The sequence below is a fragment of the Streptomyces sp. 130 genome (genome assembly GCF_007096885.1).
Classification (GTDB): Bacteria; Actinomycetota; Actinomycetes; order Streptomycetales; family Streptomycetaceae; genus Streptomyces.
On the sequence record NZ_VJNO01000005.1, the window covers coordinates 67,533 to 88,918 of the forward strand.

Genomic DNA, 21,386 nt, shown 5'->3' on the forward strand with positions numbered 1-21,386 from the left:
GGTCCGTGGACAGGGGGCGGCGTCCGGCACCGGCCCGGCTACTCGTTGGTGTACTCCTCGACCACCGTGGCACCCAGCTCGCGCACGATCAGCTCGTGCCCGGAGAGCGCGGAGTCGACCAGGTCGGGGTCGTCGGCCTCCGGGATGTCGTCCTCGGGGGCGACCGGCTTCGGCGCTTCGGGGGCCGCGTAGGGGGCGGGCGGCGGCCCGGCCGAGGGGCCGGGGCCGGGGGCGGGCTGCTGCGGCGCGGGGGCCGGGGCGGGCGCCGGGGCGGCCGGCCGCTCGTACGGCTGCGGCGCGGGCGCGGCGGGGCGCTGCGCGACGGGCGGCGGGCTGTACGGACGCTGGCCACCGCCCGACGGGGGCTGCGAGGGCTGTCCGGCGCCGCCCGACGGGTCGACGATCGCCTCGATCTTCCACTGGGCGTTGAACTGCTCGGCCAGCGCCTGCCGCAGCACGTCCTCGCTGCCGCTGCTCGTGAAGTTGTCCCGCGCACCGGCGTTGAGGAAGCCGATCTGCAGGGTGCTGCCGTCGAACCCGGTCACCTGGGCGTTCTGGCTGAGAAGGATCCACGTGAAACGTCGGCGGTTCTTCACCGCCTCCAGGATGTCGGGCCACATGTTGCGCACCTGGCCGGCGCCCTGCGCCATGCCCGGGGCGGGCTCGGACGCCGCAGGGCCGGGGGGCGCGGCGGGGGCGCCCTGCGGAGCCGGGGCCGGGGCGGAGGCCCGGCCGGGCGCGGCGGTGGTGGGCCAGCCACCGGGCCGGCGCCCCTGGTCCGGGGCGGACGCGGCGGTGGGCCAGGCCCCGGGCCGCTGCCCGGCGGCGGGCGCCTCCGCGGGCGGCGGGGGCTGCACGGGGGCGGGGGGCGGGGTCTGGGGCGCGAAGGGGGCGGGGGGCTGGGGCGCGAGGGGGGCGGGGGGCTGCGCGTCCCCCCGGGCGGCGGCGCGGGCGGCGGCGGGCCCGGCGTCCGGCGGGGGGGCGGGCGGGACCGGTGCGTGGGCGAGGGCCTCGGGGCCCGGCACGTACCCCATGGCGGGGCCGGGGCCGGTGCTGGCGAAGGAGGCGCCCCGCTCCAGCCGGTCCAGCCGGGCCTGCATCGAGCGCTCGTCGTCGAACGCGGCGGGCAGCAGGACCCGGGCGCAGATGAGCTCGACCTGGAGGCGCGGCGAGGTGGCGCCACGCATCTCCGTAAGCCCTTCGTTGACCAGGTCGGCGGCGCGGCTCAGCTCGGCGGCCCCGAACACGGACGCCTGGGCCTGCATCCGCTCCACGACGTCGGCGGGCGCGTCGATCAGCCCCTTCTCGCCGGCGTCGGGCACGGCGGCCAGGATCACCAGGTCGCGCAGCCGCTCCAGCAGGTCGGCGACGAACCGGCGCGGGTCGTTGCCGCCCTCGATGACCCGGTCCACGACCTCGAAGGCCGCGGCCCCGTCGCCCGCCGCGAAGGCGTCCACGATCGAGTCGAGCAGCGAGCCGTCCGTATAACCGAGCAGAGCCGTCGCCATGGCGTACGTCACACCATCGTCGCCCGCACCGGCGAGCAGCTGGTCCATGACGGACATCGAGTCACGCACGGACCCGGCCCCGGCGCGCACGACGAGCGGCAGGACGCCGTCGTCCACGTGGCTGTTCTCCCGGCCGCAGACCTCGGCGAGATAGTCGCGCAGGGTCCCCGGAGGCACGAGGCGGAACGGATAGTGATGCGTGCGCGACCGAATGGTCCCGATGACCTTCTCGGGCTCCGTGGTCGCGAAGATGAACTTCAGGTGCTCCGGCGGCTCCTCCACCACCTTCAGCAGGGCGTTGAACCCCGCCGACGTCACCATGTGCGCCTCGTCGATGATGTAGATCTTGTAACGACTGGAAGCGGGCCCGAAGAACGCCTTCTCCCGGAGATCACGGGCGTCGTCCACACCACCGTGCGAAGCCGCGTCGATCTCGATGACATCGATGGATCCCGGCCCGTTGCGCGCCAGGTCACGGCAGGACTGGCACTCCCCGCAAGGCGTGGGCGTGGGCCCCTGCTCGCAGTTCAGACAGCGGGCCAGAATGCGCGCACTCGTCGTCTTGCCGCAGCCTCGCGGGCCGCTGAACAGGTACGCGTGATTGACCCGGTTGTTCCGCAGGGCCTGCTGGAGCGGGTCAGTGACATGCTCCTGACCGATGACCTCGGCGAACGACTCGGGGCGGTAGCGGCGGTACAGCGCAAGGGACGACACACCTACGAGGTTATCGGGGCGCACTGACAACCGGCCCCGGCCGTGACCCGCACCACCCGCGAACGCAAGGGCCCCCCACGCACCCGCCAGAGCCAACCTACCCTTGCTGCCTTCCGGCCCTGGGGGAGTTCAGTCAGATAGCGCCACGTGAGGGGCTGACGCCCACCTTAACCGATCCCCACCCCCGCAAGTCCACCTAGGGCCCCGCCCCGACCCCTCACCGGGAACGGGTTCGCGAGCACTCCTCAACGTCTTGTATTGTTTGCGGCGGAGGATTCGCCTAGTGGCCTAGGGCGCACGCTTGGAAAGCGTGTTGGGGGCAACCCCTCACGAGTTCGAATCTCGTATCCTCCGCCACGGCTGACCAGCCGAAACGAAGGTCCCGACCGCCCAGCGGCCGGGACCTTCGTCGTTGTGTGGTCTCAGTTCTGGTCTCAGTTAGTGTTCTGGGCCATTGAGCTCGAGGACCAGCCCGTGATCGCCATCACGATCCGCTCCGGCACACCGGGCAGGAGCAGGACAGTCAGGCGGCGTGGCGACCGTCGCGAATACCGGCCTTGCACACGAGTCGCTTCCGGTGGCGGTAGTCGGTGCTCGGGTTGGGCGGCTCGCCGGTCTCCGAGGCGAAGGCGTACGACTTCTCGTCTGCGACGGGGAGATCCTCGTGCGCATGACCTTCTCCGTGCGGCAAGATGTGGGCTTACAGCCGACGACTCTGAGAAGGAAACCACGTGTCCGTCGCGACGCCCATGCCCACCCCGTCAGTGACCCCGGTCGGGTCCGTCCCGGACGGCAAGGTTGCCGACTTCCTGACCGGGAAGTTCGTTAACGACACGCCCGAGGAGTACGTCCGGCAGAACATCGAGAAGGCCCTCGTCCGGCAATACAAGTACGCCCCAGCCGACTGCGCCCCAGAGTTCCCCATAAAGGTCGGATCGGCACGCAAACGAGTCGACATCGTGGTCTTCGGCAAGGGCGCTGACCATACCCAGGCGAACGCGTACATACTGATCGAGACCAAGAAGGCCGACGTCAAGCCGACCCACCGCACCGAGGGCATCGGTCAGCTCCAGTCATACATGGCTTCCTGCCTCAACGCCCAGTACGGGATGTGGACGAACGGCACTGATCGGTTCTGCTTCGCCAAGCGCAGCGACGGCAAGGGCAGCTGGACGTTCGAGGAGATTATCGACGTCCCCGGGCTCGGCCAGACCGAGGCCGACGCCCAGCGGCCCAGCCGCAAGGACCTGAAGGTCGCCACGGCCGACAACCTGCTCTTTGCGTTCCGGCGCTGCCACAACTACATCGCGGCGCACGAGGGCAAGCAGAAGACCGAAGCGTTCTGGGAGCTCCTCAAGCTGATCTTTACCAAGATCGAGGACGAGCGGGCACCGAAGCTGAACTTCTTCGCGACGCCCTCCGAGCGTGGGAGCTCGACGGTCGCATCTGCGGCGAAGAAGCGCATCCAGGGGCTCTTCGAGCAGCGGGTGGTCAAGAAGTACCCGATGATCTTCGAAGCCAAGGACGCCGACATTGACCTCAAGCCCGAGGTCGTGGCGTACGTGGTCACCGAGCTGCAAGGCTATTCCCTGCTGCGGTCGCCCGTCGACGTCAAGGGCGTCGCATACGAGGAGATCGTTGGGTCGAATTTGCGCGGCGACCGAGGGGAGTTCTTTACGCCGCGCAACGCCTGCCGCATGGCAGTCACCATGCTCGACCCCCAGCCAGGGGAGCGGATCCTCGACCCGTCCTGCGGCACGGGCGGCTTCCTGATCACCGGGATGAACCACGCACTCGAGTACATCGAGCGCACGGAGCGCGAGCACTGGGACGACCCCGCGCAGGGCACCGACTTCGAGCGCGACGAGCTCTACCGCCGCAGGGATGAGTACTTCCGCCAGTGTGTCCTCGGCATCGACCTGAACCCCGCGCTCGTCCGTGCCGCGAAGATGAACATGGTCATGAACAACGACGGCTCCGGCGGCCTGTTCCAGGCCAACAGCCTGGAGAACCCCCACAAGTGGTCTAGGGGCCTACGCGAGGCCGTGCCCCTGGGCTCGATCGACGTCATCGTGTCCAACCCGCCGTTCGGGGCAAAGATCCCAATCGACGACGAGGGCATCCTCTCCCAGTACGACCTCGCGGCAGTGTGGGATCAGGATGACGACGGCACCTGGTCGATCCGACTCGACAAGCATGGCAACCGGGTCCTGCAGAAGTCCCAGCCGCCGGAGATTCTGTTCATCGAGCGCGCCCTGCAGCTGCTCGTCCCGGGAACCGGCCGGATGGCGATGGTCATTCCGAACGGCATCCTCAACAACCCGAGCACGGCCTACGTCCGCAACTGGCTTCTGAAGAAGGCCCAGATCCTGGCCGTGGTCGACATGCACCGTGACCTGTTCCAGCCGGGCAACGACACACAGACCTCGATGGTGCTCATGCGCCGTCTGTCGGCCGAGGAGGAGGCCGCGGCGGAGGCCGGGGGCCTCGACTACCCGGTGTTCATGGCCGTCGCGGAGAAGGTCGGTCATGACAAGCGCGGCAGCGTCATATGGCGGCGAACCGCGGACGGCTCGGACGCGCTGGTCAAGCGGATCGAGACCATCGCCGAGATCGACCAGGAGACCGGAAACGAAGTTCTCCGTGAGGTCGAGGTGACCGACCGCCAAGTCGACGACGAGCTGCCCGAGGTCGCTGAGGCGTACCGGAAGTGGCTGGGGGAACAGCGATGAAGCTCGCTCCCGTCCGCTCCTCCGCCCTCCTCGAAGGGAACCGGCTCGACGCCCGCTACTTCGCCGCGCCCGCCGTGCGCATCAAGGTCGTGCTGCAGAACGCGTCCGAGGTGAACCTGCGTGCGGTCGGCGACTACGCCGACGTGCGGGCCCCGTCTCGGTTCAAGCGGGCCTACGCTGCGCCGGGTGAGGAGTACGTGTCTTACCTGCGCCCGTATGACGTGTTCGAGTTTCTCCCACCCGAGGCCGACCGGCTGTCGCTCACCCGCACGCAGGATCTGGATGATTACCGGATCCAGGCCGGCGATTTGCTCCAGACGTGCTCCGGCCGGAACCTAGGGCCCCTCACCATCGCCGACGACTACCTCGCCCGATTCGCCCTGTCGCACGACATGATCCGGGTGACCATCGCCGATGAGGTAGATCGCTACTACACGCTGGCTGTGCTCCAGTCCCCGACCGGCCAGGCGTTGCTCCGGGGCGACCTCAACGGCTCGGTCATCGACCACATCACCACCGACCAGGTCTCCAACGTCCGGATCCCGTTCATCGACTCGATCCGGGACAAGGTCGCTGGCCTGATGCGCGAGGCGGTCGAAATCCGTGGAGCCGCCCGCATTGCGCTGCGCGCTGTCGTCGAGGGCGTCAACAAGAAGTACCCCAGCGAGCCGGCCAAGCCGTTCCGGGAAGGCTGGACGGTGAAGGCCAGCAACCTCGGGGTCCGGCTCGACGCGGCGTACCACGCCCAGCACATCGGCGACCTCCGCGACCGCCTCGCGGCCGAGGGTGGGGTTGAGCTCGGCCAAGCAGCCGACATCCTCAAGCCGGGAGGGCGACCGAAGCTCTACTACGTCGGCCCCGAAGAGGGGACGCCGTTCCTCTCGGGCCGCCAGATCCTGCAACTCGACGTCGTCGGCGCGAAGAACATCTCGGCTCGATCGGTCAACAAGGGCTCCGGGTACGGCCTCGAGAAGGGGTGGATCACCTTCCAGGCCGACGGTCGGGCCGAAGAATCCCTCGGATACCCCTCCGTGGTGCTGGAGGAGCGCGCTGGCTGGTTCGCCTCCGGCCACGTCGGCCGCGCGATCCCGAAGGACAGCGGTCACACCGGCTGGATCTGGGCCTCGATGGCCTCGGACATCGTCCAACAGCAGATCGCGGCGCTAGCCTGCGGGTCAGTCGTCGACGCACTCTATGAGCCCGACCTCGAGAGAATCCTGATCCCACCGCTCGACGCGGTCGACGCGAAGGCGGCCCAGGCCGCATGGGACGACCTGTCAGCATCCACAAAGAAGAGCGCCGAGGCGGTTAAGCTCGTGGAAGCCACTCTTCAGGGCCTCGGAATCTGACTCGCGAGCATCTGTTCCACGCGTAAGGGGCGCTTCCTCAACCAGTCGAGCGTCCTTGATCTCGCTCCTCGCCACAGCTCACCAGCCGAGACCAAGGTCCCGACCGCAGTGCGGCCGGTCGGCACCTTGGTCTCGGCTCTGAAAACCGAACTCGTCGGTCATCAAGATCGGGATGTCGATTCGGGCGCTCCGTCCGTTGCCCCCCTTGCTCCCGCAGGGCCTCGAATGACTGGCCTCGTCCCGACGAGGCCAGTCATTAAGGACGAGGAAGCCCTACCACTCGTCAGTGTCGCCGTACCGCCCCGGGTTCCGGGCACGGTCCACAGCCTGTGCACACGCTTCCGAGAAGGCAGCCTCTACGGCGGCCTTGTCCGTGCCTCGTACCTGGGCCTCGACCTCCTGGCCTGAGCCGGGGCGGCGGGCCGTGCGCCAGGCCGAGACGCGGTTGGTGTAGCGGTCGGTCTCGAAGTCCCAGGCCGGCAACGACCACTGCCTTGGGGCACCGGTCGCCGCGCGTTCCCCGCCCGGGAGGAACAGAGCTCGGGCGTGGAAGATCACGGCCCGCTCCGGTACACGGTCCCGGATGGCGCTCGCGCCGTCGGGGCCCTGGTGTTCCCAGAGCCAGCGGTCCCATTCCTCGACCTGGGAGGTGTGGTCGGGCCAGTCCTCGCTCCACCGTGCGACGACCTCGTCGGCGTGCTCGCGGTGGAGGAAGGGCACGCGCCGCTCGCCGAGGCGGGCGACGTGGACCACCAGCTCGGCGGGGACGGGACTCTGGCTGGGCTCCGGCGGCGCAGCGCTTCCCGCGGTCTCGTCCGTACCCCACAGGAGGCCGCCGACCTTGGCGGCGGTGTCCTTGAGGACGCGGCTGGTCAGGTGCTGGTAGCGGCGACGCATCCGGGCGGACTTGCCGGGCTCCCAGCCCATGATGGCGTCGACGACCGCGTCGGAGACACCGAGGATGAGCAGGACCGTCGCCGCGGTGTGGCGGGCGTCGTGGAGGCGGGCGTCTCGGACGCCTGCGGCTTTCAGTAGCTCCTTCCACTTGTGATAGTCCGTGTTCGGGTTCAGAGGCTCGCCGGTCGGCGAGGTGAAGACGTACCCCTTCTCCGACCAGAGGTCACGGGCCACGGTTCGCTCGCGGGCCTGGTCCTCCTTGTGCCGGCGCATGAGCTGGAGCAGCTCTTCGGCTACGCAACGATAGGCCGCTGGCCGGCGCGGGACTTCGCGTTCTTGGTCTCGCGCCGCGTGTTGATCTTCTGAGGGCAGAAGCCGGGCCTGCGTCCGCAGCGGTCTCCGCAGCCGTGCTTGTAGCGGGGCCGCAGCCGGCCGCGCCGTACGCGGATGACGCCGAGTTCGAAGTCGACGTCGTCCCACTGCATGCCGAGGACCTCGCCCTGCCGCAGGCCGAGGGCGAGCGCGATGACCCAGCGGGCGGTGTTGCGGTGCTTGGCGGCCTCGGCGAGCAGGTGCTGGACCTCTTCGACCGTGTACGGCTCGACTTCCTCCTCTTCGACCTTGGGGGTCTTGGCGATGGAGGCCGGGTTCGCGGTGAGGTGCTTGCGGCGCACGGCCTCGTTCAGCGCCGTGCGGATCGTGCGGTGAGCCTGGTGGGCGGTGCCGGCGGCGCTGCCGTTTTCCTGCATCTTCTTGTAGAAGCGCTCCAGGTGCTCGGGGTCGAGCTTCTCCAGGCGGTGGGCGCCCAGGCCGGGGATGAGGTGGTGGTTCACCGCGACGCGGTAGCCGTCGATGGTGTTCTCCGAGACGTGCGCGGCGGCGATGTTCTCGACCCAATGGGTGAGCCAGGTCTTCACGGTCCAGGACTGGCCGGCCTTGCGGACGGCGCCCTTGTCGCGCTGGCGCTCCAGTTCGCGGACGACCTTGGTGACCTCGGGGCGGGTCTTGCGGCTGACGTGGCGCCGGTCCGGGGTGCCGTCGTCCTTGACGCCGACGGTGACGCGGCCGTGCCAGCGGCCGTCCTTGCCGAGGTAGATGGAGGAAGCGCCGTTGGGCTGGCGAGGCTTCGGTGCGGAGGTGCGAGTCACGCGGCGGCCCCGAAGTCCGTCGCCGACAGTCGGCGGGCCATGAAGTCGTTCACCGCCTCCGCTGGGATGCGGCGCAAGCTCCCGATCTTGACGGAGGCGATCTCGCCGGAGGAGACGTATTCGTAGAGCTTGGTGCGGCCGATGCCGATTCGACGGGCGGCCTCGGAGACGGTCAGGGCGACCAAGGTTGTGTCGCCGACGGGTCGCCGCTCGGCCATCAGGATGCGCAGGGCGTCTTCGGGGACGTCCAGGAGCTGGGCTATCTGGGAAATGGGCAGCGTGGGCTGCGGCATGGGGATACTCCTCCCGCCGGCCTCGCGGCGTCGCGGGAGCGGCAACTCCCGCCGGCCTGGCCGGTGGCGTCGTACAGGGATGGATGGTTGATCGTCGGCGACGGAGGTCGCCACGTGTGGTGTTCTCAGCGTTCGTAGCGCCGTGGAAGAGACAGTGGCCGGCTATTCGCCGACGGGTCGCTGCCCCTGGTTTCGCAGGTGGGCCCGGGACGGGTGCATGCTTCTCATCAACGCTCGCTCTTCGAGCCGGAGGAGCTCGTCGACCTGCCCTCTCCGCTCGGGTCCCTTGTCCCCGTAGGCATCGAGTTCCCTCTGGATCTCGCCCAGGTGCATCTGGTTCCGGTCGATCGCCGCTCGAAGCTGGTGGTACTCCCGCGTCATCTGGACGTACTCATGGGCCAGCTGCCGAATGCGGGGCGTGGCCAGCTCCCCCGGCGGGCCGGTCAGGTCCTGCATGGTGAGGTCGAAAACCTTGCAGAAGCCGAGCGCCTCGTCGAGGTTCACCCTGCGACGGGGCTTGCCGCTCTCGATGCGCCAGATCGCGGACTGGTTGATCGGATGACCGACGGCGGCCATCTCCTCGGCGAGCTTCACCGTGCTCCAACCGCGGACCTCGCGTTCCAGCTTGACGCGTGCGGCGACGTGATCTTCCGGCACCGGTCGGCCGGGGCCGGCGCGCTCCGCGCCTTCCTCACCGCTCACTCGCGCCTCCCTTCACACGTCGACAGGTCCAATCGATCCAGCGTCCACAACTAAACATCGTTGCGAATTGAAATGCAAGGCATTGCGTTGCCGAAAATCTCGGCTATGGTCGTACTCCGCCGTACAGCGACGGACGGAACCGCACACGCAAGCGGCCCCGGTGCTACGAACACCGGGGCCGAAGTAGAGGCTCCACCGCACAACCATCCATCCCTGAACGATCGAAACCGGAGGCCGGGGTTGCCGCCCCATATGGCCTGCCGGGTGAGGAGCTCCGTGAACCAGGGTACGACCCTGCCATCCCAGACGCCATCCCGCTTCGACGAAGGCTCCACCCCGACGGAGCATCCGTTCAACCTGGATGCCGAGTGCGCAGTCCTCGGCGCCTGCATGCACGAACCCGGCGTCATCGCCGCGGTCAGGCCCATCCTCGGCGACGACGCCTTCTACCGGCCTGCGCACGAGACCATCTGGCGCGCGCTCCTCACTCAGCATCGCGAGGACAAACCCACCGACCCGATCGTCCTCACCGAGCTGCTCCAGCAGCAAGGGGACCTACAGCGCGTGGGTGGCCACACCTACCTGTCTCAGCTCGCCAACGCTCCCTACGGCACTAGCAGCGCCGAGTACCACGCGGAGATCGTCCGCTCGAAAGCCGACCTTCGCCGCCTGGTGACCTCGGCGGTACGAACCCTCCAGCGGGCCCGGGAACCCGGCGCCGATCCCGAGGCGATCCGCAGCGAAGTCGAAGCGGAAGTGCGCGCAGAGCGGGAGCGTGCGCTCGCCTCGGGACAAGGACGGTTGTCCCGCTTCGCCACCGACGGGTGGTCATTCGTCAAAGAGAGCGGGGCGGACGCCGAGCCCTTGTGGGGTACGCGTGAGAAGACCAGGAGACAGTCCTGGAGATGCCCGTCGCCCCAAGCCGGCGCGTGCTCTACCTGGCGATGGACCGCCCCAAGCAGATCGCCAAGGCCATGGCCCGCCGCGTTTTCTCGACCGACGAGAAGATCCTGCGCGAGCGGCTCGTGGTCTGGCAGGGCCCGCTGCCCGCGACCCTCGACAAGGAGCCCGACCTCCTCGCCGATCTCGCCGCCGCCCACCAGGCCGACACGATCGTGATCGACAGCCTCAAGGACGCGGTCAGCACGATGGTCGACGACAGTCTCGCGGTCGCCTTCCACAACGCACGCATGCGCACCCTGCGCAACGGCGTTGAGATCCTGGAGCTGCACCACCAGCGCAAGGCAACCGCGGACGCTCCACGTGGGCAACGCCCCAGCCTGGACCAGGTCTACGGCTCCACCTGGATCACCGCCGGCGCGGGCAGTGTAGCGGATTCGGTCATGGGATGACCGTCCGCCGACCTGGATCACCGCCGGCGCGGGCAGTGTCCTGTTCGTGAGCGGACGGGCAGGAGATCCCGCGGTCACCCTGCACCACCTCAAGACCCCCACCGGTGAGGTCGGCCCCCTGGACGTCACGCACGACCATGTGCGCGGCACCACCATCGTCGACCCCACCAAGGACCCCGCCGTCCTGCTACGCAACGCCCCCAACGGGCTGACCGCACGCGATCTGGCCACCGTCCTCATCGGCGGAGGCGACCCCGACCGTGCCGACATCGAGAAGGCCCGACGCCACCTCGGCCGCCTCGTCGACAGCGGCCTGGCCACCAAGACCGACGGCATCGCCGGAGGGGCCGGAGGCGGCCAGCAGGCCCGCTACTACGCCTCCGCCCGCCACCTCACCGCCGTCGGCTGACCTCCTCGCCAAACCCCCTCGAAGCGTTCACGGGACCGTGCACGCGGCCTCCACGCCCGTGCACCCCCGTGAACCGCTCACAGGGCACACGGTCACCGAAAAACCGCAGGTAGAGCGATCACGCGCCCGTACACGCCGTGCACGTGCCTAAGCGATCACGCGCGGGCCCCCCTTTAGAAGGGGGCCCGCGTGTACGCCCCCTCCGTGAACGCCGTGGTCGTCTCCCCGCCCTTCCCCCGGAGCAGATCCGCGCATGCCGCCCGTCATACCCGAAACACTCGCCACCGCCTCCTTCCCGTACGCCGACAGCCCGCTCCTGCCCGCAGCCGTCCTGGCGATTGCCGCCGGCTCACTGCTCGCGGGCCTGAGGGCCCGACGCAGCCAACGCCTCCCCCATGATCGGAAGCGGCGCCCCTCGGCTGCCGTCGTCACCGCCACCGTGGCGGCGCTCGTGTGCACCGCCTACAGCGCGGACACCAGCTGGCGGTTCGCCGCCCACTACCTCGACATGCGCAATACCGCCGAGCGCACCACGATGTTCTCCGCCGCAGAACTCGCCCTGTTCTCGATGGCACTGATGGCCCGGCAGAACCTGCACGGTCCACGGCAGACAGCCGGCCTGCCCGGAGTCCTGGTCTGGGTGATCACCGCCATGCAGACCATTCCCGCCTAGGCCGAGTCCGGCCCGGTCGGCGGCACCGTACGCGCCTTCGCCGGCCCGGTGATGGCGGCCGTGCTGTGGCACCTGGCTATGGGCATCGAACTCCGCCAGCGCACTCCCGAAGCCGCCTCCCGTGGGCTCGGAGCTGTACTCACTCGGCAGGCCCGCGAGCGGCTGCTCGCCCGACTGGGGGTCTTCGAGCGGGACCAGGGCGCAGCTGAGATCATCCGCGATCGGGCCACGCAGCGGGCCGTCGCCCTGGCTACTCGCCTCGCCGAGATGACTCCCGGACAGCGGACCGAACGGGCAGGCCGCCGCACCATACGTCGGCTTGCCAAGGCGCTCGCCCGCTCCGGCATCGATGCCGACCCGTTCCGGAACGAGCAGTTGCTGCGGCAGCTCGCCACCCGCCGTCAAGCAGCCGCGCTGGCCACCGTCGATCTGCCCGAGCGCTGGAGCCTGCCCGTCGGGCAGCCCGGATCCTCCCGGGCAGAAGCCGACGGGCAAGCGACCGACCACGATCGGGCAGACCGCGACGGGCCGGCAGAAGACCACGCCCGCCCGCACCCGTCAGATCCGATCGGCGGGACGCCCGACCCGGGCGCCAGCCGCAATCCCACCGACCACTCCAACCCGAAAACGGCCGCCCACTCGCGCCAGGTGTCGCACCCGCAAGACGACACTCCGCCTCCTACGGGCAGCACCTCACTCACCCCATCGGCCAAGCCCCACACGCCGAAGCCAAAGCGGTCCGTGCGCAAGCCCAGCGCTTCCGACGAAGTCATCCTCGCGTCCGCCCGCCGCGTCTACGAGGAGACCGGCAGCGTCGGACGCGACCGTGTGGAGGACGCCGTGCGCGACGCCGGCTACAGCGTCTCCAGCAACGTCGTAGGCCGTGTTGTCCGCGAGTTCAAGTCTCGGATCGGGGCCGCACACGCAGATTCCTGACCCAAGACCGCAACGACTCACCCCAGCGGTGACCTGAGACGGAGATCCCGTGCGCGACCCCCATCACGAACCCGCCGCATGCCAACAGCAGCCGACCACCCCAGCAGAAGGCGGAGCAAGTTGTCCCGGGAGCAATGCTCCCGGAATTCCCGCCCCAGGGGTGGCGGGACCGGCCCTGCGCCAGGGGGCGCCGGACCGGCAGGCTGCGACCGAGGGCGGACCGCAGCCAGGAGCGGGACGGCAGGCCGAGCCCCTTTCGCGGCGACGCCAGCGCGCCCGTCAGCCGAAGCCCCGAAAGCGCCTGCACCAGCCCAGCTGCCGCATGAACGACGCCGAGTACCAGCGCTTCACCGACGCAGCCGCCCAGTGCCAGATGACCAATGCCGCCTTCCTCGCCTACGCAGTCGACAAGGCGGCCCGCGACCTGACCCGCACCGCGGCCGAGATCGCTACCGAGCGGGAAGTCCTTGATGAGGTGTTCGCCGCCCGCCGGCACCTGGGTCGGATTCATGGCCTGTTCAATCAGGTCGCCAAGGCACTCAACTCAGGTGCCGACGCACCCCACCTCGATGCCACCGCTCAGGCCGTCCTGAACGCGGCCCGCCGGATGGAAGACGCCGCCGACACCCTGCTCGCCCACCGGGACGGTGGCTGCCCGGCATGATCCCTCGAATCCATAAGCGCGGCAGCGCGACGATCGGCCTCATCCGGTACCTGTACGGCCCCGGCACGCACGAGGAGCACATCGACCCACACCTCGTGGCGGCCTTCGACCCGCTCATGCCCGACCCGGGCCGCGATCCGCAGGCCACCTACGGGCAGCTGCAGCGGCTGCTCGACCAGCCCGTCAACGCCCTGCCCGCCGGTCGACGCCCTGACAAGCACGTGTGGCACCTGTCCGTACGCGCCAGCCCTGAAGACCCGGTTCTGCCCGACGACGCCTGGGCAACCATCGCCCGCCGCATGGTCGCCGCCACCGGCATCGACCCCCAGGGCGACGACGCCACCTGCCGGTGGGCGGCCGTCCGGCACGCCGACGACCACATCCACATCGTCGCCACCCTGGTCCGCGACGACGGCCGCCGGCCCCGCCTGCACAACGAAGCCCGCCGCGCTCAGGCCGAGGCCCGCCTCATCGAGGCGGACTACAGCTTGCGCCGGGTCACGCCGGGCGATGGCACCGCCGCCAAGCGACCCACCAGCGCCGAACGCCATAAGGCCGAACGCCGAGGTCGACAACGCACCCCGCGCGAGGAGCTGCGGGAGGCGGTCCGGCGCTCGGTGGCCGGCGCCGGAAGCGAGGAGGAGTTCTTCGACCGCCTCGCCGGGGCCGGCCTGCTCGTGCGACGCCGTGTCGCACCGTCGGGCGACCCCCTCGGCTACACCGTCGCCCTCCCCGGCGACCGCAATGCCACGGGCAAGCCAGTCTTCTACTCCGGCTCCAAGCTCGCCCCGGATCTCTCCCTGCCCCGTATCCGCGAACGCTGGAACGGGAACCCTGACCACCCCGCCCAGCAGCCGGCCCTGCCGCCGGTGACCGGACCTGCATCCGCCCGTCGTCGCGCCACCAGCGCCGCCTGGCAGGCCCTGTTCGTCGTCGACCACGGCGAGAACGGCGTCGTCGCCGCGCAAATCGCCGCCACCGGGGAAGTGCTCGACGCCCTCGCCCAGACGTCTGCGGCCCACACCCGCCACGAGCTCCAAGCCGCAGCGGCCGCGTTCGAGCGCGCTTCCCGCTCTCACGTACGTGCCTCACGCGGCCACGACCACGCCCTGCGCCGAGCCGCCCGTGACCTCGTGCAGAGTGGCCCAGCCTTCGGCCGAGGCGAGGACGGTGCCACCACCGCGATGGCCATCGACATGCTCCTCTTTCTGGTCTCTGCCGCCGCTCACTGGCACGCCGGGAAGCAGCATGCCCAGCAGGCCGAAGCCGCGCACCGGGCTGCTGAACATCTCCGCGTGGCTTATCTGGCCGCCGCCGAGCGCCCGATGGCGGTCCTTCACCAGCGAGGCGTGCGCATGGCTCCCTCCCAGCAACACCGCCATGCCGCCCTCGTACGGCAAGCCCTGCCTGAACTGGCCCACTGGATCATCGCCGAACCCGGCTGGCACGCTCTCGTTGCCACTCTCGACGAAGTTCAGGCAGCCGGGCACAACCCCACCACTCTGCTCACCGAGGCAGCGGCCCGTAGGGAACTGGGCACGGCGGCGCACATGAGTGACGTACTCGTGTGGCGGCTACGGAGGTCAGCCGACCTTCCTGCCGACCCCCGGCACCTCCAGGTCCCGCCCACTCACGGGAAGCGCCCGGTCGCCGCATCCGAGCCAGTGCCCCGGAGCGAAGTCATGCCGCTGAATGGCTCCCCACGGCGACGCTGAACCGCACGTTCCTGCCCTGCCGCACCAGCCCCACGCTCGTGGCGTCTCACGGAAGCTGGCTCGGCAGGGCAGCGTCGAGGTAGCGCTGCACCGGCTCGAACAGCCCGTACGGCACGTACTGAGGAATCTCACCGAGCGTGGCCCAGACCGTGTCGGCCACTTCACCAGCGCTCGCAACGGCCGCCTCGCCCCCGACGGGCCGACATGCGATGTAGTGGATCTCCCTGCCCGTCAGAGGGTGCACTCTGCGTCCCAGCGCCTTCTGTGGGGCCACCCGTAGTCCGGTCTCTTCTTGGGTCTCACGTACGGCGGCGTCTTCGGGTGTTTCACCGGGTTCGATCTTTCCCGCCGGGAACTGCCATGACAGGGCGCCTTCCGTCACGCGTCGTTGTACGAGTAGAACGCGCGCGTCCCGAGCAACGATGGCAGCAGCGATCGCCACTTCTGCCCTGCTGGTCACAAGGGTTCCCCCCTCCAAGAGCCATCCCCTGATACACAACGCCGGGGCCTCACCCCTTGATGGGCAGGTCCCGGGCCGCGTAGTACGCCTGCAGCGCTGCCTCGCTGCCGGAGCCCAGGGCAGTCATGATCCGTTGGAAGCGGGCGGAGCGGAGGTCGCCGGCCACGATGAGGCGGGGGTGCTGGGCGGTGGGTGGGCAGTAGCCGTCCGTGCCACGGATCAGGTCTCCGGGTGGGGCGGCGGGGGCGTTTCCCAGGCTGAGGAACGCCGCGTCCGCCGTGATCGTCCGGCGGACACCGTCCCTTCCCACTGCCTCGGCCGACAGCTGGGCACCTTCCCCACCGTGCAGCGTCAGGTGATCGGCGGGGAGGAGAGTGACTTGTGGGTCGTCGCGGATCTCGTCGGTCTTGTACGCGTCCGTCGCCGGGTACGCCACGAGCAGGCGCGTGTCCGTGGTCGGGTGGGCGCGCAGGAAAGTGCCGATCGGGCGGTCGCCGCCGAGGACGAGGAGGGTCCGGCCGTGGGCGTCGTCGGCGTCGGCCCGCCAGAGCACGGGCAGGGTCAGGCCGGCGGGGGCGGTGATCCAGGGCGCTTCGCTGGGCTGGAGAGGGCCGACGCCCGTGGCGACGACGGCGTACGGGGCGGTGAGGGAAGCGCCCGTGTCCAACGTGGCGGCCACCTGGTCGTCGTCGGCGCGGAGCTCGGTGACGTACCGACCGAGTTCGAGGCGGCACAGCTCCGTGCTCCTCAGCTCGGCAACGATGGCGTCGGCCAGCCCGGGGCCGCCGGTGTGGCCGCCGAGGACGTTGTTCAGGGCCGGAATCCGGTACAGGTTCCGGCACAGCCGGTCCGGCTCGACCAGAACCGAGCCCATGCCGACGCCGGCGGCCATACGTGCGGCAGCGCATCCGGCGGGGCCGCCGCCGATGATGATCAGATCCGTGTCGTGCAGCGTGTCGCCCATGGGGCTATTCCAGCACCGGGGCCCCGGCGTACGCGGTGAGTTGACCGGCCACGCGGTCCGTGGTGACAAGTTGGCCGGTTCCGATCAGGCGGCGGGCGACGACGAGGCCGGCGTCGTGTACGTCAGGACCGGCGTCGCTGGCGCAGGCGTCGGTGACGATCCAGGGTGCGTAGCCGTGTTCGAAGGCGTCGGCCGCGGACTTCAGGACGCAACTCTCGGTGGCGATCCCGCAGAAGACGAGGTCGGTCCAGCCGCCCCTGCAGACTAGTTCGGTTGCCTGGGGGGTGAAGAGCGTGTAGCCGGTCTTGTCGACGACCGCGTGCGCGCGGGCTGCCGCCTCCGCGAGTTCGGGGACGATGTCGGTTTCAGGTGGTTCTTGGAGTCGGCGCCACTGGAAGAAGCGCTCGTACGGGCTGTCCGGAAAGTTGAAGTACCGGGTGAAGACCACGGGTCGGCCGGCGCCGGTCCACTGGGCGACGAGATCGGAGACCGCAGGCACTGCGTGACGGCTTCGCTCGTTCACGAAGCCGTTCTGCATGTCGATCACGACCAGCGCGGCGCTGCCGATGTCCATCCGTTGCTTCTCCTGCCCTGTGTTCTCACCCGACGCCCTCTCGCAGAGCGTCCTGCGCGGCGCGCAGCCGTTCGGCCAGCCCGCTGGTCTTCATGATGGCCTCCCGCATCAGAACGTGTTGAGCGGTCTCCTGGGCTCGGGCGGTGGTGAGCCGGGAGGAGGCGGCACGCAGGAAGCGCCAGCCGTACTGCTCGGGCATGGAGGGGTCCTGGCCGTCCTCGATCATCTGCTGCACCTGGCGGGTGAAGCACCAGAGGGCTTGGACGGTCAGTTCGCAGGTGACCAACTCGTCGATGGTGAGGCTGCGCTCGCGGGAGTGGGACGCATAGGCGACGCCGGACCAGCCCGCGTAGGCGGTGGACACACCCCTTACGCCGAAGGACACGATGTCGGGGTGGTCGAAGCCGTTGGCGAGGAGAGACTCCTCGACCGCACCGCCCAGAGGAGCGGGGCCGTCCGAGGCGCCGCGGTCGACCAGGACAGAGGGCGTGGACAGCAGGCGCAGTGCGATGTCGTGGGTGTCGCCGGACCAGGGGCCCGAGGTGAGCCAGTAGAGGGAGAGGACGTATTCGGGGTTGGGAACGCGCGCGGGTTTCTCGTCCAGGAGGTCGCGGAGCTTGTCTCGTGCCCAGGGAAGGTCGGAGGCGTAGGAGCGGTACCGCCAGACCGCGAGGTCGGTGAGCGCGGCAGGCTGGTGCGGCTGAACGAGGTGAAAGACGGCCACCCCGCACGCGAAGACGTGAAGGACGCACTCCTGTGCCTCGGGGTGGTCGACGCGGGCCGAGGAGGACTCCAGCCACTCGCCGTGCGCACTCGGTCTCATGTGTGCACGGAGGCGGCCGGCGCGTTCGACGCCGATGAAAACTGGCAGGAACTTGTGGGAGTCGACTTCGATTCGGCCTGTCACGGGTGGAGCAGCGCCGTTCGTTCCCAGCGCCGCCGCGAACCGCGTCTGCGCTTCGCCCGACGCATGGTCGAGAGCGGTGTCGAGCACAGCCTGGGACTCGGCACGCGGCTGGTAACCCGCGCCACCGCCCTCCCAGTTCGACACGGTCCGGTCACTGACTCCGAGGTAGGCGGCGAAGTCACGCAGGCTCATGCGAAGAACCTCGCGCAGCAGCCGTGCTTCGCGCCCGGACCATCTCTGCACAGTCACCACCGTCGTACCCCCGTCCGTCACCTGGTGAAACGCCGAAACACCCCGTGCGGGCAGTCCTGTTCGGCATTACTGCGGCATTGCTGCAGCACCCGTGCGTCACACTCAGCGATCAGTTTGCACCATGCTGTATTCACGAACCGGGGAAAGTGGCCACAGCCAAAAAAGCGCCTCTCCGCCCGTTCTCTCCGGTTTACACACCCAAGGAGCAAACGGCATGACCGACATCGTCAAGCGCAACGCACGCGCCATCCTTCTCGACGGCGACGAACTGGTCCTCATCAAGCGCACCAAGCCCGGCAGGGAGCCGTACTGGGTGTCGGTCGGCGGAGGCGTCGAGGACGAGGACGCGACCATCGAGGCGGCTCTGCACCGGGAGGTGTTCGAGGAGCTGGGCGGCAAGCTGAAGCGCGCCGAGCTCGTGCACCTCATCACCGACGCGCTGGAGGGAGGCGTCGGAGTCCAGCACATCTTCGCGGCGCGCCTGGAATCGATGGACCTGGCCGCACGGACGGGCACCGAGTTCGACAAGCCGGGGCGGGGCGGGTACGAGGTGGTCCGGGTGCCCTTCACCGCCCAGGCCGTCCGTGAGCTGAACCTGATGCCGCCGGAGCTGGCCGAGTTCATCGCCACGAACACCGACGCGATCGCCTCCGTCCTCGACACACCGATCCGCGAGGCATGAGCGATGGAGCGGTTACCGGACTTCGTCAGCCTCAACGGCCCTGACAACGTCGGCAAGACGACTCACCTCGATCGGCTGGCCGCGCGCCGACACGCCTTTCAGCCGCTGGGGGCTGTCCACGAGCACGACCCCGAGCCCTGGGCGCGGGTAGCGGCCGGCGACTACGCCCGGTGGTGGTTCGAGACGTCCACGACGGTCGAGCTGACGGAGATGCTGCTTGTCGGTCACGCCAAGCGGGCCGCCGCACGCGAGCCCGGTCGTACGGGACTGCTGGACCGTGGCCTGCCCATGCTCCTCGCTGTGGCCACCGCGACATGCGTGGTCAAGGACGGGCTGACGGTGGTCGAGGCGTTCAAGACCGTGACGGACATAGCCGGTTCGCGCGCCACCGCATCGGAGACCTCGGTGCTGCTGCTCGCGTCCTTCGACGCCGAGCGCAGTTACGCCATCACCAGCGCCCGCGAGGGCCGCCCGTGGACCGGAATCTACCCGGCCTATCAGAAGACACTGCACGCCGTTCTGCTTCACCAGGCCGGCCACGGCACGTACGCCGCCGTCGTGGACTGCGAGAACCGCTCCCTGGACGACGTGCACAGCGACGTACTCGATCACCTTGACCTCACTCCACTCACCGACGGGGGTCCCCGATGACTCAGAACTCCCCGCCCCTGGTACTACCTCCGGGGCTCGCCCGCGCCATGGCCACCCTCCAGGACAAGGACCGGCAGCGCCTGGACGACACCGTCACCCGGCTCCACACCGTCAACGGGCGTCTGTGGGACACCGAGGACCGGGTGCGCAGTGCTTTGCTCTCCGCCGCCCAGGTCGCCGACTGCAAGCGAGAGATCGACCAGCTCAACGCCGAACGCAACGCCCTCGCCGAACGGGCCGACGAAGTGCTCGGCTCGCTGGCGGACGCGGGCCGTGCCGATGTGCCGCTGCACACCGAGACGCTCGCCTCCGTCGTCGACCGCATGTCGGTGCTGACGCTGCGGATCTGGCACAGCGAGCGTGCGGCCGGCCGCGACGAGCTGGCCGCGCGACGTGTCCCGGCCCTTCACGGGCAACGTGAGGAGCTGTGCGCCGCTCTCGACGCGCTGGTCTCCGATGTCGTCGCCGGCCGTCGTCGGCTCCCCGTGCCAGCCCGCTTCAAGCTGTACGGGCGGGAGGACGTCGCTCCGACGGAGATCAAGCCGAGTCGGCATCTGCGCCGGGTACTCGCCTTCGGCGGGCTGAGCGAGTGCGGGAAGAGCACCAGCGCACAGTTCGTCCAGCGGACCTGCGGCGCCCAACGCCTCAAGATCGGCTTCCTGTTACGGCAGGCAGCCCATCGGGAAGGGCTCGCGGACCCGTACGCACTCTCGGCCCGTCGGCAGGCCGAACTGCTCCTCGGGGAGCTGAACCGCTTCGCGGACGCCCACGTCGACACGAAGCTGTTCACCATCGAGTCCGTCCACGACGATGCCTCGATCGCCGAGCTCAAGCAGCTCATGGGCGACACGCTCCGGATCGTCTACCTGGACGCCTCCTTCGCCGTACGCGTCGAGCGGTCGGGCACTCCGGCCCAGATCGTCGCCGCGAAGGACGAGATCAAGATGAGCCGCGGCGCCCACCAGGTCGCCGCTCTGGCCGACCACGTCATCGACAACACCGGCAGCATCGCAGCCCTTCGCGCCCGCCTCCGGCGCATCGCTGCCCCGCCCTCCACGCCTGCGCTGCGCGTGGCCACCCCGTACGGGCTCGGTCTTCCGGCAGCAGTCGCGTCGGCGACGGCCGACTTCACCGATGCGGTGCGGGCGTACGGACCCGGCGTACGGCTCGTCGCCCTGACCGGAAGCCCCGGAGAGGGCACCTGGATCGCCGGCTGGTCCGACCTGGACCTCATGGTGATCGCCGAGCACGAGGTCATCGGCGGGATCCATGAGGCCCTGGAGCAGTACCGGACGGCCGTCGGCAGTGCGGCCTCTCTCGGCCCCACCCTCGTCACGCCCGGAGAACTGACCGCCCGACGCCTCACTCCGCGCCTGGCCTTCGTCCTTCACCAGCTCCAGCAAGGCAGCCCCGTCCTGCATGCGGCATCCGACCTCGAACTTCCGACGATCAGCCGGGACGAGCTCGCGTTCGCCGCCGTCCGCGAACTGCCCCAGGTCATGCTCACCATGCGCCGTCTGCGTACTGCGGAGGGGGCGACCGCCCTGCGGCAGCTCTACAAGCACCTCGTGCTCGCCTGCCGCCTTCTCCTGCGCGAGCACAACCAGTGGGAGTCCGGCCCCGACCGGATCCTCGCCGCCGCCTCCCGTATGCCGGGCCTGACGGCCCTCGCCGTCCCTCCTCTGGCCGAGGTCGCGAACGCTTGGCGTGACGGTGACACCGAGCTCGTGCTCAAGCCCGTCACCGCGGCGGTCGACCAGCTCCTCACCTGGTACGCCCTCCAGCTCGCCGCCTGAACCACGCA

The 21,386-nt window shown here is 69.7% G+C and carries 14 protein-coding genes, 1 tRNA gene, 1 other RNA gene and 3 pseudogenes; 10 read left to right on the forward strand and 9 right to left on the reverse strand.

The features are described from left to right. Positions 1-38 precede the first annotated feature (38 nt). Together FKN01_RS06415 and ffs are read right to left on the reverse strand one after the other, a co-directional pair. On the reverse strand, positions 39-2,222 hold the full coding sequence (locus tag FKN01_RS06415) for a DNA polymerase III subunit gamma and tau (protein WP_143617315.1): 2,184 nt from the start codon (positions 2,220-2,222) through the stop codon (positions 39-41). A gap of 63 nt (positions 2,223-2,285) precedes the next feature. After that, an RNA gene (ffs, locus tag FKN01_RS06420) (signal recognition particle sRNA small type) lies at positions 2,286-2,382 on the reverse strand. A 109-nt stretch (positions 2,383-2,491) separates the two neighbouring features. On the opposite strand from ffs, the gene FKN01_RS06425 reads away from it, so the two are divergent. The 3 genes from FKN01_RS06425 (at position 2,492) to FKN01_RS06435 (ending at position 6,303) form a co-directional block, all read left to right on the forward strand. Then, positions 2,492-2,579: transfer RNA gene (locus tag FKN01_RS06425), tRNA-Ser, on the forward strand. 374 nt (positions 2,580-2,953) lie between these two features. Beyond that, a complete protein-coding gene (locus tag FKN01_RS06430) occupies positions 2,954-4,954 on the forward strand; it encodes an N-6 DNA methylase (protein WP_221939357.1) in 2,001 nt (666 codons plus the stop codon). After that, positions 4,951-6,303: a hypothetical protein gene (locus FKN01_RS06435; RefSeq protein ID WP_143617317.1), complete on the forward strand. Its 1,353-nt coding sequence runs from the start codon at positions 4,951-4,953 to the stop codon at positions 6,301-6,303. Before FKN01_RS06430 ends, FKN01_RS06435 begins: the two co-directional genes overlap by 4 nt. An 810-nt stretch (positions 6,304-7,113) precedes the next feature. Here the strand turns inward: FKN01_RS06435 and FKN01_RS06440 are convergent. The 3 genes and pseudogenes from FKN01_RS06440 to FKN01_RS06450 form a co-directional block, all read right to left on the reverse strand. After that, a pseudogene (locus tag FKN01_RS06440) lies at positions 7,114-8,348 on the reverse strand (tyrosine-type recombinase/integrase); the annotation flags it as partial. After that, positions 8,345-8,641: a helix-turn-helix domain-containing protein gene (locus FKN01_RS06445; protein ID WP_136206613.1), complete on the reverse strand. Its 297-nt coding sequence runs from the start codon at positions 8,639-8,641 to the stop codon at positions 8,345-8,347. The gene FKN01_RS06445 and the pseudogene FKN01_RS06440, both read right to left, overlap by 4 nt. A 162-nt stretch (positions 8,642-8,803) precedes the next feature. After that, on the reverse strand, positions 8,804-9,298 hold the full coding sequence (locus FKN01_RS06450) for a helix-turn-helix transcriptional regulator (RefSeq protein WP_136206614.1): 495 nt from the start codon (positions 9,296-9,298) through the stop codon (positions 8,804-8,806). 321 nt (positions 9,299-9,619) lie between these two features. Between FKN01_RS06450 and FKN01_RS06455 the strand changes: the two are divergent. The 4 genes and pseudogenes from FKN01_RS06455 to FKN01_RS06470 all read left to right on the forward strand — a co-directional run bounded on the left by FKN01_RS06455 (position 9,620) and on the right by FKN01_RS06470 (position 15,092). Then, positions 9,620-11,104, forward strand: a pseudogene (locus tag FKN01_RS06455) (DnaB-like helicase N-terminal domain-containing protein). A gap of 253 nt (positions 11,105-11,357) precedes the next feature. Continuing rightward, positions 11,358-12,713 (forward strand): annotated as a pseudogene (locus FKN01_RS06460) (hypothetical protein). A gap of 322 nt (positions 12,714-13,035) precedes the next feature. Then, positions 13,036-13,377: a plasmid mobilization relaxosome protein MobC gene (locus FKN01_RS06465; protein WP_143617319.1), complete on the forward strand. Its 342-nt coding sequence runs from the start codon at positions 13,036-13,038 to the stop codon at positions 13,375-13,377. Further along, on the forward strand, positions 13,374-15,092 hold the full coding sequence (locus FKN01_RS06470) for a relaxase/mobilization nuclease domain-containing protein (RefSeq protein WP_143617321.1): 1,719 nt from the start codon (positions 13,374-13,376) through the stop codon (positions 15,090-15,092). Before FKN01_RS06465 ends, FKN01_RS06470 begins: the two co-directional genes overlap by 4 nt. Positions 15,093-15,138: 46 nt before the next feature. Here FKN01_RS06470 and FKN01_RS06475 read toward each other — a convergent pair whose 3' ends face one another. The 4 genes from FKN01_RS06475 to FKN01_RS06490 are packed head-to-tail and all read right to left on the reverse strand — an operon-like array spanning position 15,139 to position 17,913. After that, positions 15,139-15,552 carry an NUDIX hydrolase gene (locus FKN01_RS06475; protein WP_143617323.1) on the reverse strand — a complete coding sequence of 138 codons (414 nt, stop codon included), beginning with the start codon at positions 15,550-15,552 and terminating at the stop codon, positions 15,139-15,141. Positions 15,553-15,601: 49 nt separating this feature from the next. Beyond that, entirely contained in the window at positions 15,602-16,516 is a 915-nt protein-coding gene (locus tag FKN01_RS06480; protein ID WP_143617325.1) for an FAD-dependent oxidoreductase, read from the reverse strand. A 4-nt stretch (positions 16,517-16,520) separates the two neighbouring features. Then, on the reverse strand, positions 16,521-17,090 hold the full coding sequence (locus FKN01_RS06485) for an isochorismatase family cysteine hydrolase (RefSeq protein WP_143617327.1): 570 nt from the start codon (positions 17,088-17,090) through the stop codon (positions 16,521-16,523). Positions 17,091-17,115: 25 nt separating this feature from the next. Then, positions 17,116-17,913 carry a hypothetical protein gene (locus FKN01_RS06490; RefSeq protein WP_260696801.1) on the reverse strand — a complete coding sequence of 266 codons (798 nt, stop codon included), beginning with the start codon at positions 17,911-17,913 and terminating at the stop codon, positions 17,116-17,118. A gap of 550 nt (positions 17,914-18,463) precedes the next feature. On the opposite strand from FKN01_RS06490, the gene FKN01_RS06495 reads away from it, so the two are divergent. The 3 genes from FKN01_RS06495 to FKN01_RS06505 are packed head-to-tail and all read left to right on the forward strand — an operon-like array spanning position 18,464 to position 21,378. Next, positions 18,464-18,931: an NUDIX domain-containing protein gene (locus tag FKN01_RS06495; RefSeq protein ID WP_143617331.1), complete on the forward strand. Its 468-nt coding sequence runs from the start codon at positions 18,464-18,466 to the stop codon at positions 18,929-18,931. Positions 18,932-18,934: 3 nt separating this feature from the next. Beyond that, on the forward strand, positions 18,935-19,582 hold the full coding sequence (locus FKN01_RS06500) for a hypothetical protein (protein WP_143617334.1): 648 nt from the start codon (positions 18,935-18,937) through the stop codon (positions 19,580-19,582). After that, a complete protein-coding gene (locus tag FKN01_RS06505) occupies positions 19,579-21,378 on the forward strand; it encodes a DUF4254 domain-containing protein (protein ID WP_143617336.1) in 1,800 nt (599 codons plus the stop codon). The genes FKN01_RS06500 and FKN01_RS06505 overlap by 4 nt, the downstream gene beginning before the upstream one ends. Positions 21,379-21,386 lie beyond the last annotated feature (8 nt).